The 12,573-nt window shown below is 60.3% G+C and carries 11 protein-coding genes; all 11 read right to left on the bottom strand.

Going from position 1 to position 12,573, the window contains the following annotated elements; all coding sequences use genetic code 11:
* Positions 1–10: 10 nt before the first annotated feature.
* A complete protein-coding gene (locus ACYJRZ_RS18525) occupies positions 11–1,264 on the bottom strand; it encodes an extracellular solute-binding protein (protein ID WP_459461367.1) in 1,254 nt (417 codons plus the stop codon).
* A 77-nt stretch (positions 1,265–1,341) separates the two neighbouring features.
* Positions 1,342–1,989 carry a dihydroxyacetone kinase subunit DhaL gene (gene dhaL / locus ACYJRZ_RS18520; protein WP_459461365.1) on the bottom strand — a complete coding sequence of 216 codons (648 nt, stop codon included), beginning with the start codon at positions 1,987–1,989 and terminating at the stop codon, positions 1,342–1,344.
* Complete coding sequence (locus tag ACYJRZ_RS18515; RefSeq protein WP_459461363.1) at positions 1,989–3,005, bottom strand: dihydroxyacetone kinase subunit DhaK; 1,017 nt, start codon at positions 3,003–3,005, stop codon at positions 1,989–1,991. The genes dhaL and ACYJRZ_RS18515 overlap by 1 nt, the downstream gene beginning before the upstream one ends.
* Positions 3,006–3,062: 57 nt before the next feature.
* The gene (gene apnL / locus ACYJRZ_RS18510) at positions 3,063–4,940 is read right to left on the bottom strand and encodes a D-apionate lactonase (RefSeq protein ID WP_459461361.1); all 1,878 of its coding nucleotides are present in this window, start codon (positions 4,938–4,940) and stop codon (positions 3,063–3,065) included.
* Positions 4,937–5,971, bottom strand: coding sequence for a Gfo/Idh/MocA family protein (locus ACYJRZ_RS18505; RefSeq protein WP_459461359.1), 1,035 nt, complete (start codon positions 5,969–5,971; stop codon positions 4,937–4,939). Before ACYJRZ_RS18505 ends, apnL begins: the two co-directional genes overlap by 4 nt.
* Before the next feature lies 1 nt (position 5,972).
* Positions 5,973–7,037: an ABC transporter permease gene (locus ACYJRZ_RS18500; RefSeq protein WP_459461357.1), complete on the bottom strand. Its 1,065-nt coding sequence runs from the start codon at positions 7,035–7,037 to the stop codon at positions 5,973–5,975.
* On the bottom strand, positions 7,034–8,581 hold the full coding sequence (locus ACYJRZ_RS18495; RefSeq protein ID WP_459461355.1) for a sugar ABC transporter ATP-binding protein: 1,548 nt from the start codon (positions 8,579–8,581) through the stop codon (positions 7,034–7,036). Before ACYJRZ_RS18495 ends, ACYJRZ_RS18500 begins: the two co-directional genes overlap by 4 nt.
* A 2-nt stretch (positions 8,582–8,583) precedes the next feature.
* Positions 8,584–9,228, bottom strand: a complete 645-nt coding sequence (locus ACYJRZ_RS18490; RefSeq protein WP_459461353.1) for a DUF2291 family protein — start codon at positions 9,226–9,228, stop codon at positions 8,584–8,586.
* 72 nt (positions 9,229–9,300) lie between these two features.
* Positions 9,301–10,242, bottom strand: a complete 942-nt coding sequence (locus ACYJRZ_RS18485; protein WP_113351124.1) for a D-ribose ABC transporter substrate-binding protein — start codon at positions 10,240–10,242, stop codon at positions 9,301–9,303.
* A gap of 80 nt (positions 10,243–10,322) precedes the next feature.
* Positions 10,323–11,150, bottom strand: a complete 828-nt coding sequence (locus tag ACYJRZ_RS18480; protein ID WP_459461351.1) for a phosphogluconate dehydrogenase C-terminal domain-containing protein — start codon at positions 11,148–11,150, stop codon at positions 10,323–10,325.
* Between the two features lie 88 nt (positions 11,151–11,238).
* Complete coding sequence (locus ACYJRZ_RS18475) at positions 11,239–12,573, bottom strand: four-carbon acid sugar kinase family protein (protein WP_459461349.1); 1,335 nt, start codon at positions 12,571–12,573, stop codon at positions 11,239–11,241.

Raw genomic sequence — 12,573 nt, 5'->3', positions numbered from 1 at the left:
TCTCGATCGATCAGGTGCGACCTGCGATGAAGGTCTGTAGCTGCTTGGCGGCATCGGCCGGCTGGATGTTGCCGGAGGCGACATCGTTGATCACGCGGAAGTATTCGGTGGTCACGTCGAGCGGGAAGGCCTGGTCGCCGTTCATGTAGACCTTGCTATAGGTCTTGAAGATATCCAGCCACTTCGCTTCCAACGGCTTCTGGTCGGTGTACTGGACATTCTTGTTGACTGAGATCGAGCTGATCTGGCCGACGAGATCCTGCTGCACCTTGGTGGACAGGAAGTAGTCTAGGAACTTTGCCGCGAGATCCGGGCTCTTGCTCTTGGTGCTGACGTAATTGTACTCGGCAAAGCCATAGAGGCGATTGGTGTTCGTCGGGAACGGCACGATGCCGTAATCGTCGAGATTGACCTTGCTGCCGCTAAGCTGGCTGACCAGCCAGTCGCCTTCGAGCATCATTGCAGCGCGGCCGGCGACGAACAGCGTATAGGACTGCTGGTTGCTGATGCCCATGAAAGGCTTCAACGTATAATCCTTCGTCCATTTGGCGAATTCGGTGAAGGCGTCGGTCGCGCACGGCTCCTTGGTCCAGTCGGCCTTCATGGCCATCAGGGCGTCATGCTTGTCGGCGCCGCACTTGGTTTCGAGCAATACGTCCATCAGGCGCATGACGTGCCAGTTGACCGAGCCGCCGAAGGTGAAGGCCGGAATGCCTGCTGCCTTGAGCTTGTCGGCTGCGGCAAGTAACTCTTCATAGGTTTTCGGCTCGCCGGTAATGCCCGCCTTCTGGAAGAGCTTCTTGTTGTAGTAGATCGCTTCGCCTTTGAAGGTGAAGGGAACACCGTGCTTGCCGCCTGGATAGAGATCGGCAAAAGCGGCGGCCGACGGAAGCAGTTCGTCGTTCCACTTGTACTGGGTGTAGTATTTGTCGAGCGGCAGCGAGAGGCCCGCCTTTACATATTCGCCGCCGAGGCCAAGTCCGGCCCAGCTGAAATAGATATCCGGTCCCTTGCTCGAACCCGCGGCCACGCGAAGCGCGGTTTTGTGCTCATCGACGCCGCGCTGGACGATTTCGATATGGGTGCCGGGGTTGGCGGCTTCGAAATCCTTCGCCACTTTCTTCAGCGCGCTGTTCGCCGCGCCGTTGTCGAAGTTCAATGTCCACAGCGTCAAGTCTTCTGCGGCGACATTGGTTGCCGAGAAAGCCGCCGCCGCCATCGCAGCAGCGCCGAACCAACGCGCATATTTGAAGTTGCCAGCCATTTCCCGTCCTCCTCTGAACAAGCTGAGGGCGGTTTTGACAAATCGTTGTCAACATGTCAACTGGTATGATGAGCTTATCAGCAGTATCGTGTGAAGTGATCGTGAAAGCAGGCTATGACGACCGCAGCCGATGCGGCGCCGGGGTCCATGTGTCCCAAGGCCCGATCGCCGAGGCGCGACGAGCGGCCCTTTGCCGCGATCATATTCTTGGTTGCTTCCGCGCCCGCTTCGCCGGCTTCAAGGGCGGCGGCCAAGCAGGCGGCAAGCGGAAGCCCTCGATCCCTGGCCGCGCGGCAGGCCGCGGCAGCGGGTACCCAGACGTCGACCATGGTCTTTTCGCCGACCTCCGCCTTGCCTCGATCCTGAATGCCCTTGGCCAAAGCAGAAAATATCTCGATCATATCGTCGTCGCTCAATGACGCCTTTCCCTTGGCTACCCCTCCTGCGCGCATCAGGGCGGTCGCATAGAGCGGTCCGGACGAGGCACCCACGGCGTTGAGGAAGGACTTTGCCGCCGTGTTGAAGACCAGCGTTGGCTCGGATGTCGATGAATCCAGCTCCGACACCGCTTTGGCTGCCGCAGCAAAGCCAAGCTCCATGGCGATGCCATGGTCAGCATCGCCTATCACGCCATCCAGCTCGCAGAGGCGGTCCTTCTCGCGTGCCATTGCGTCTGCGATCCGCACGAAAAGCGCCTTCAGGTCCTCTGTTGTAACCGTCGTCATTACAAAACCTCGCCGGAGCGGAACATGGCGCAATCACAGGGGTGATCGATAAGCCGCTGCAATTCTTCATCGAGATGCATGAGGGTGATGGAAGCGCCGGCCATTTCCAGCGACGTGCAGTAATTGCCGACGAGCGACAGGTGAATGACGACGCCTGCGTCGTCGAGCATCGCCTTCAGCTTGCGCATCATGATGTAGAGCTCCATCAACGGCGTCGAGCCTAGTGAATTGACGAGCACGGCGACCCGATCACCTGGCGCGGGTTTCATCTCATCGAGAATTTTGCCGACGAGTTCGCTCGTCACCTCGTCCGCTGATCGCATCGGTCCGCGAGCAACGCCGGGCTCGCCATGGATGCCCATGCCGATTTCCATCTCGTCGGCGCCGATCTCGAAATTCGGCTTGCGTGTCTGCGGTAGCGAACAGGGCGAAAGCGCCACACCCATCGTATAGGTGCGCTCATTCGCCCAGCGCGCCACCCGTTCCACATCGTTGAAACCGTACATCAGGTCGCATGCGGCACCAGCGGCCTTGAAGATGAAAACGTTGCCCGCAACCCCGCGACGGCGCTCCTTCTGATCCACCGGCGCAGACGCGATATCATCGGTTGTCAGCACGGTACGCACCTCGATATCGTCCATGGCGAGCATTTCCGCCGCCATGTCGAAATTCATGACATCGCCTGCGTAATTGCCATACATGAACAGCACGCCAGCACCGCCGTCGACGGCCTTGGCGCATTCGATGATCGGGTCGGGCGGCGGTGAGGCAAAGACATTCCCGATGGCGGCGGCATCAGCCAGCCCTTTGCCGACGAAGCCGAGAAATGTCGGCTCGTGTCCGGATCCGCCGCCGATGACCAGACCGACCTTGCCGGCTCGTGGCCCATGGTTTGCCACGATCGAGCGCGGCGATCCTTCAACGGCGCGGAGATGGCGCGGATGGGCTGCCAGTATCCCGGCCAGCATTTCATCCACGGCGGCCGCGCCTTCGTTGATCAGCTTCTTCGTCTTCACGCAGTCCTCCAAATCATTGCGATCGTTGGGACTAACATGCGCGTCTGCAATTGAAGGTCAATCCACCAAGGCTGTCGAAACAGTGCCATAGGCATCAAGCAAGAGCCTCTTGCTTTCAGTCTGTTCCTTCAGCTGGAATGTCTCCAGCTCCACCCGTTGCGGAATGGGTGTGATATTGACCAGATGGAGCGACCGTGATCCGTCGGATTGTACAGTGATGAAGCTGAGTACCGCGCTCGGATCGGACGACAGGCACTCGTGCCATGGCTGGCCGGCGAGGCGGGACAGCGTCGCGACCGTATTGAACAGCGGTCGTTTGGTGCCTGCCGCCGAAGGCTCATTCTCTCCAACGATCAGGCCGAAAGATCCTGTGAGTGCCGAAAGCGTCAGGCACTCCAATCCGGCATCGAGGACGCGGGTAGCGTAGCCCAGCGCAAAGGCTTCCCCAAAACGGGCATTGTGCCGCGGATCGGTGTTGGCCATTGCGATGCGGCCGCCGTGAGGATTGTCCATTGTCCGGCTGCCATAGGGGTTCTGCCGCATCGGTATGGTCGATGGGCCGATACGGTAAGGCTTGTCGCCATAGATGGCGCGTACGGAACGCGTGATGAAGGGCAGTGCTTCCAGTGTCTGCATGACGCTGAGATCGTCGGCTGCATGCACGATGGGATTGCTGCAATGTGTAATGAAATCGAGAGTGCCGGCAGGCACTCGTTTACGATTGAGTTCGGTGAAATAGCTCAGCATGCCGCCGCCGATACGCACATCGGGAAAGGCGGCGTGCGCGGCGGCATAGACTTCCTCAAGAGGCGGGCATTCGGGCCATTTGCTGCCCGGCGGCGTCGATTGCCGGTCCACGGAAGGCGAGATCACGATTGCATCGGGCTTGAAGCCGGCCGCTCGCATCCAGCCCGCTATTTGCTGTGCTTCGACAAGAGGTGGCTGGTGGCAGGGCAATGCGATTTCCAGCGTCGACTTGCCGGCATGGAGTGCGGTGACGGCCGCGAAGCGTTTGAAGGCATCAGCGCCATGGCCGGCATTCGGATCGAAGTGAAACAACAGTTCTTGCGGTCTGATTTCAGCCAGCCGGTCGCGCGCAGCCAGAGTTGCGTCCACTTCCTCGGGTGTAACGACAAGACCGATGGACGGCATGGCACCGGATTTTGTTCCCGGACATAGGGTGATCGTTGCATCCGAAGTATGGGAAAAAGAGGGTGGCGAACGGCGCTTATCCCCGATCGTGAGAACGATGCGTTGTCGCATCGGCTCGCCGGCCGGTATGCGATAGGGCCAGGGCAGGGCAAGCGGGCGAACATAGGTCTTGTAGGAGGCATCGGACCAGTTGCGCTGGTCTTCCATCTCGAAGGTGTCGCCTTCCATGCGGCATTCGGCTGTTACGTTCGCCATCACGCCATGCGTAATCGCCCGCATATCCTTGAAGGGCTGCCAGGGTTCGATGAGATCGGGAAAATGCGTGTTTTCTCGGCTGCCATCGACATGCTCGACCAATACCGGCGTGCCGGCGACCCCCACTATCGGGTGCAGGATGCAGAAGCCGCAGCGGTTGGTTTCGAAGCCGGTCGTCGAGAGCGCTGTTGCTTCGAAGGTCAGGGCTTCATCGGCCTCAGCCGTTATCCGCACGTCGATCGCAAGTTCGGTATTCTCAGGGCCTCTGCAACGCGCAACATAGCTGACGAAAAAGCCATCCTGATGCTGATTGATCCGCAGATCGTCGATATCGGGCGAATAGGTGCCCCAATCGCGATCCCGGATCAGATAGGAAACGGCCCGCAGAACCTCTACGCCATCATAACGGATGGCTCGAAGATTGCCGTCCCTGAAGTCGACCTCAAGCCTGCCCGCCGTCAGTCGCACCGGCGGCGTTTCGAGCTCGCGGGTACCGTAAAGCTGGAATGGATCGATCTCGCTCTTCATCGCAGCATCGCTCCGATGTCGATGGGTTTCCCGTTGGCGGCGCTCTCATAGGCGGCTTCGACCAGCGCCAGGGTCTTGAGATTGTCAGCGCCCGACGTCAAGGTTTCGCCTCCGTTGGCAAGGCGGTCAGTCCAATGCTGCTGGATTGCGAGCACGCTCTCCTGGATGTTGTGCCAAGGGCGCGAAGCCCAAGGCAGAAGCCGCGGCGATGCATCCGAGACGCTCACGCCATCAGGGCCGCTGACTTCAAGGCGATAGCCTTGCGAGAGCCGAATGCTACCCTTCGTGCCGTCGAGTTCGATCAGGGTCTCGGGAAATGGTTCGGTCGCTAACTTGGAGGCATAGCTGACGTCTACGATCGAGGTCGCACCATTCTCATGGTCGAGCAGGATGGTGGCGACATCCTCGCCCTTGATCTTCGGATTGACCCGCTTCGTGCGGGCCGTCAGTGAAGAAACGTCGCCGAGGATGAAGCGGGCGATGTCGAGCGTATGGATGCCGAGATCCTCGATGATGAACCGCTCGCCTTCGGCGAGATAAGGTTGGCCCGAAAACACGTCGTAGCCGGAGCGGAAGGAGAAGCGCCCCCAGAAGGGTTCACCGATCGCACCGGACTGGAGGGCATGCTTGACTGCCTGAATGGGCGTCTGCCAGCGGAAGTTCTCATGCACCATCAGCGGCACGCCAGCCTCAGCGCAGACTGCGACCATGGCTTTGGCATCACTCAACGTCTTTGCGAAGGGCTTCTGGCAGATCGCCGGGATCTTATGAGAGACAGCCATTTCCACCAGGGCGCGGTGACTTTGCACCGTCGTAGCGATATCGACGAAATCAAAGCCACCATCGGCGAACATGGCGGCCGCGTCCTTATAGCGGCGTTCGATGCCGAACTGGTCGCCGACGAGTTTCAGCCGCTCCGGGTCGCGATCGCAGATCGCGACGATGCTTGCGCCTTGGACGTCTTGCCACGCGTGCATCTGATTGATCGCGAAGAAGCCGCAACCGATCAATGCGCCCTTGAATTCTGCCATTTCAGCCTGCCTTTGCCATTTGCATGAGAGTTACGCGCTGCTGGAGGCGTCGTTGCGCTTGATCCACGATGACAGCGATGATGATGACCAATCCTTTGATGACCATCTGCCAGAAGGATGAGACGCCCATCATCACGAGGCCGTCCGAAAGGATGCCGATGACGAAGGCACCGATGATCGTGCCGCCTATGGTGCCGCGGCCGCCCGACATGGAGGTGCCGCCGAGCACCGCTGCCGCGATCGCGTTCAGCTCGAAGCTTTCCCCGGTCGCCGGATGCGCCGCCATCAGCTCCGACGATATGACGATGCCGACGATGGCAGCGCAGAGCCCCGAGAACATATAGACGAAGATCTTGACCACATCGACGCGGATGCCGGACATGCGCGCTGCGCGCTCATTTCCGCCGACGGCGAAAATGTGCCGGCCGATCGGCGTCGAGCGGGCGACATAGGCGGCAAGTAGCGCCAGCACGATCAGGATCCAGATGGAAACGGGCAGACCAAGCATACGGCCGGCGCCGAAGACATCGAAGCCTGTCGTGTCATATTCCGGCCGGCCCACCAGGTTCGGGAAGGTTTGACCATCGGACGACAGGAGCGCGAGGCCGCGGGCGATATAGAGCGTTCCGAGCGTGGCGATGAAGGGCGCAACGTTGAGTTTGGTGATGAGCAGGCCGTTGATGAGCCCGATCAGCAGCCCGACGGCCAGCGTGATGAGAATGATCTCGTAGATATTGAAGTAGACGGTATAGCCGATCGGCAGCTCGACGCCATTCAGAATAAGGGCACCCGCCACCATGCCGCAAAGGCCGACGATCGAGCCGACCGATAGATCGATCCCGCCGGTGACGATCACGAAGGTCATACCCATGGCGAGAAAGGCGTTGAGCGCGACATGCTTCGACATCAAGATGATGTTGGCGGTCGAGGTGAAGTTCGGTGCAAAGATCGCAAAGAAGATGACGACGGCAAACAACGCGATGAAGGTCCTGAGCTTCATCAGCGTCAGGAGAACGGAACCGTTCGAGCGATTGGTCGCAAAGGCGGATGACGTGTCTGCGGTCATGACGCGAGTTTCCCTGTATGTCCGTGTCCCTTGGCGGATGCCGCGATGATGGCCTCTTCTGTCGCTTCGCTTCGGTCGAGAACGGTGACGAGCTTGCCATTGCTGAGCACTGCGATGCGGTCCGAAAGTGCCATGACCTCTTCAAGGTCCGACGTTGAAAACAAGATTGCGAGACCCTTGCCGGCGAGCCTGCGCATGGTGCGAAAGACATCAGCCTTGGCGCCGACATCGATGCCGCGGCTCGGCTCGTCCATCAAAAGCACCTTCGGATCGGTCATGAGCGCCTTGCCGATGACGACCTTCTGCTGGTTGCCGCCGGACATGGAGGTGACCTCGAAATCCGGATTGGGCGCTTTGATCGACAGATCGCGGATCATGTCGCGAATGGCAGTCTTTTCGGCCACCGGATCGATATGGAAAAACAGCCGGGCGAAGCGGCCGAGGCTCGCAAGCGTCAGGTTGCTGGCGATGGACAGGACCTGCACCAATCCTTCGCGCTGGCGGTCCTCCGGGATTAAGGCGAGGCCGTGCCGGATGCGCCGGGTGGTATCGCGTGCACGAATCTCGATTCCATCGATGTAGATCCGCCCGGTGGAATGCAGATGCCGGCCCATCACGCATTCGAAGAATTCGCTGCGCCCGGCACCCATCAGGCCGTAGATGCCGAGGATTTCACCGGCGCGCACCGACAGCGAGACATGATCGACGGCAAGGCCGCCGGTGCGTCGCGGCAGGCTGATCTCCTCGGCGCGGAAAGCTTCCTTGCCGATCGCATGGCCACCATCTCTGGCGAAGTCCTTGGCATCCGATCCGATCATCGAGCGGACGATCCATTTCGTATCGATATCGCGAACCATGGCCTGACCGGTGATCTGCCCATCGCGCAGCACGGTGATGTAGTCGCCGATGCGCATCAGTTCTTCCAGCCGGTGCGAGATATAGACGATCGCGACGCCTTGAGCCTTTAGTTCCGCAATGACCTTGAACAGAATGTCGACTTCTGCCGCAGATAGCGCCGATGTCGGTTCGTCCATGATGAGGATGCGAGCGTCAAGCGAGATGGCCTTGGCGATCTCGACGAGCTGCTGCTGCCCGATCGGCAGATCCTCCACCATGGTTTCGGCGCCTATGCCGGCATCGAGCCGATCCAGAAACTCGTTGGCCCTTGCGATCTGCGCCTTGTGATCGATACCGAACATGCCGCGGGTGATTTCGCGTGTGGCAAAGATGTTCTCGGCCACCGTCATGTTGGCAAAGAGATTGAGCTCCTGGAAGATCATGCCGATTCCGCGAGCCTGTGCGTCGGCCGGACTGCTGAAGGAGACTTCCGCGCCTTCGAGCAGGATGCGGCCTGAAGTCGGCCGTTCGACCCCGGCGATGATCTTCATCAGGGTAGACTTGCCGGCACCGTTTTCGCCGACGAGAACGTTGACCGCGCCGCGGTGCAGCTCGAGGTTGGCGTGCCTGACGGCGACGATTCCGGAGTAGACCTTGGAAACGTCCTCCAGGCGCAGGATGATGTCGTTGCTTGACGTTTCGCTCATAATTATTGCCCCAATGTCAGGGCCGAAGGGGTGACCAAAGGAAGCTGGCCGGATGGGGGTAGCGGAAACGCGCCCGTTACAGTGATCGTCTTTCCAATCAGCTCGTTGCGAGGCAGCGCTGCCAGAAAGGATGAGTTTGCCTTCTCACTGAAGGCCTTACCGAATTGGGCCCATTCGATCTGGTTTCTGAATTCGTTGAAGTCTAGGAAATCCAGCGCGTCGCGCAGCGCCGTGCCGCGGACCGCAGGGCCGATCTGCACCTTCGCATCCGCCTTGCCGTCGCCGTCCACATCGACGTCGAGAGTGCCCGCACGGGAGGCGGTATCGGCAGCGACGATCTTGCCACTCAGCTTGACGGCATAGGTCCAGGGCGAAGAAGCCTGCTTTCGCGGGTTTCCGTATTTCGCGCCGGCGTCATCCGGATTGGCGGCTATGGCTTGCAATACCGTCTTGATGTCGCCCGCGCGCTTATCAATAGCGGGTAGCGCCTGGGATTGCCAGATCGCCTCCACCTTGGCAGCTGGGTCGAAGGCACTCTTTGCCGCCGCTGCTGCCTTCTCCTCGGGCGTCGGCGTCTTGATAATCTTGCAGCCGGGCAATGCTGCGGCCAAAACAAGGGCCACGAGTGCGCCTCTGGTCCTCAACATGCAATGCACCTCGATCTCGCAGGAAAGACATCGGGAGAGCGCGAGTTTCCCGCGCTCTCCAACCTAGTCGCATCAGTTCTTCAGCGCGAAGGTCTCAAGCTTGTCGGCATTGTCGGCATTGATGAGGACGCAATCCATCAATTGCTTCTCATCCTTCGGTGCCGTCTTGTTCTTGATATAGGCGTCGGCCTGTTCGACCGCCTTCTGGGCCTGGGCGTAAGCTGGCTGCATGACCGTCGCCTTGATGCCGCCCGCCTTGATGGAGTCGCGCACATCGTTCGAGCCATCGAAGCCGACGACGATCACGTCTTTGCGGCCGGCGGCCTGCAGCGCGGCAATCGCGCCCATCGCCATAGTGTCGTTGCCCGAAATCACGCCCTTGATGTCGGGATTCGCCTGCAGGATGGTTTCCATCTTGGCGTAGGCCTCGGTCTGGCTCCAATTCGCCGACTGCTTGGCAACCAGCTTCAGATCCGGATAGTCGTCGATGACGTCGTGATAACCCTGCGAGCGGATGCCGGCATTGGTATCGGCTTCGCGGCCGACGAGTTCTGCATAATTGCCCTTCTCGCCCATCAGCTTGACGAATTCCTGCGCGCCGAGCTGTGCACCCTGATAGTTGTTGGAAACGATCTGAGCGACAGCGATGCCGGTGACGTTGATTTCGCGGTCGATGAGGAAGGAGGGGATGCCCGCATCCTTGGCCTTCTTCAAGGCGGCGACCGTCGCATCCGCACCGGCATTGTCGAGGATAATGGCCTTGGCACCGCGCCCGATCGCTGTGTCGATGACTTCCGATTGCTTGTTGGCATCGTCGTCATGCGTCATGACGAGCGTGTCGTAACCCAGTTCCTTCGCCTTGGCTTCGGCGCCGACGGCCTCTGCCTTGAAGAATGGGTTGTCGAAGGCTGGTGTGATGATGGCGATCAGATCGGCCGCGAAGGCCGGCATCGCCGTGCCCAGCGCCAATGCAGCGGTAAAGGCTGCAAGTGTCAGTCTGCGTGTCAGTTTCATGGTCTCCTCCCAGTTATGAAACAGGCCCTGTTCCCGGCAGGGCAGCAAGGGGAGGGCATTGCCCTCCCGGGGGACGTCGATCAGGTGATGCGACGGATGCTTTCTGCGATCTCCTGCGGCTCGAAAACCTTCTTCCAGTCGTCGCGCATGAGGGCAGGAATGCCGAATTCGATCGCCTTGTTGCAGGCGTCGGAGAACACGCCGTCGACTTCCTTGAAGATGACTGCGCCAAGCACGTTCATGTGGCCGAGCAGGAAGTCGCGGGCGGCTTCCGCCGGAACGCCGCGGGCGACGCACTCATCCATGGCCTGGCGCATGACGACGAGCAGCGAGGCGCAAACCGTTTCCGAAAGGCCCGGCTCCAGCATCGCCATCTGCTCGACGGTGACGCGGTGCGAGCGCATGACGGGCGCCCAGATGACCTTGGCGATTTCCTCGCCGAGGGCATACGCGCTTTCCGGTCCCTGCATCAGCGCCGAAACGATATGCTGCTTGGCGAAGAGGCCGCCGAAATGGTCCTTCTTGGCCTGCATGTCGGTTTCGTCGTTGAAAATCGGCGGGTGGCAGGGATGCGTGACGAAATAGGTGAGGTCTTCGCGCTGCGGCAGATGACCCGCAAAGGGGGCGGCGGCGTCGAGCGCGACGACCATCGTGCCGGGCTTCAGTCTGTCGACGATGCCGCTAGCAACCTTGCCGATCGCGGTATCCGGTACTGCAAGGATCACGACGTCCGCGCCATCCAGCGCGGCATCGACGGGGAGGCAATCGATGGAAAGATCATTCTTCAGGCGGGCTTTGCCGGCATCGCTGACCTCGACATGCCGCACATCGAAGCGCGAGCCTTTCAGGTTCTTGGCGAGCCGGTAGCCCATTTTGCCGCCGGCGCCGAAAAGAGCAATTGCAGTCATGTTAGTACCTCGTTCACTTTCGGATTATGGTATCGCAAGTGGTATGATGAGTCAATGAGCATGCCAATGCGCGCCAAAAATTGTGTAGCTAAGATCCTAGGCCGTCGCGTATCTGCGCGAAGTAGCCGTCGGTGCCGACCTGTCCGCCCTTGAGAGCGATCTGCAGGCCATTGGTGGGCGCGTAGCTGCCATGCGCCGTGCAAAGCGGCGAGCCTGGCGTTTGCGGTAATGGTAGAAGTGCCGTCAGGGCCTCGACGCGCAATTCCTTGAGCGCGTGGCTCGATGTATCGCCGCCGGCAATGACGGCGCGGCCGAGATTTTCCTGCTCGATCAACCGTCGCAGGATCGTGCCGAGAGCCTGCCCCAAGCGATGGCGGGCGCCGGGAATGCGGTCGATATCGCCGCCACGATCGGCGGAAGGGCCGAGTGCCGTGTGGAGAATGACGCTGCGTCCGGCCTTGAGGCTGCCCACGCCCGCGATGACCGCGGCGTCCAGCGCCTGCTCGCCATTTTCGTCAACAAGCGCCAAGGGATCGAGATCGATGCCGTCAAAACCGTCGGCTGTGGCACGCCGGATTTGCCGTTCGGTCGTCGGCGATACGCTGCCGGAGACGACCGCGAGGCGGTCGACCTTGCCGGGAGGAGCAAACTCCGGCTTTTCTCCGATCAAACCTTCGTTGCGCCAGGCATTGAGAAGGGCATATTCGACACCGGACGAGCCTGCGACAAAAGCATTGCCTTTGCCTGCAAGGCGCCACAGCTGATGTCCTGCGGCAGCCTGGGTTTCCGGGCTGTCGACATCAAGCAGCAGGATACCCTCCTTGCCTCCCGCCAGAGCATCGAGCCGCGCGTCGGCATCGGCTGCCTGGATCGTGATGAGATCGGCGAGGCTGACGGGGAGGGACGTCTGCCTGCTCAGATGAACGGCAAGATCGGCCTCATCCATCGGCGTAACCGGATGCCGGCTCATGACCGGGTGTCGGTCGATACGGAAAACTTCGCCCCGATACGCGGCAAAGAGATGGCCAAAGGCAGTGTAACGCTTGAGCTGCGGCGCACCGACAACGACCGGCACGACGGATTGTGCAAAGAGCGCCTTGCCGATCTCGATTGCCTTACCGATGTTGCCAACCCTGGGGCTGGAATCGAAGGTCGAGCACACCTTGTAATGGCATATGGCGGCGTCGAGGCTCTTCAGCCACTGGAATGCTGGCGTCAGGTGTTCGTCCATCCATTGTGGCGTTTCGCTACGGCTGGTGCCGGCAATGCCGATGGCGCGGCAATCCTTGAACCGTTCCAGCATGGCTTCGCTCGGAATGTCGAGGAAGAGAGCCGTCGGCACGCCGTTCGAGGCAAGCGCCTCCATGACGTCGGTGGAGCCGGTGAAGTCATCGCCATAATAGCTGAGAAGAAGATTGGACAT

This window comes from Rhizobium sp. No.120, from assembly GCF_054558365.1.
Note: the sequence above shows the minus strand (reverse complement) of the source record. Positions and strands in the feature narration are given on the sequence as shown.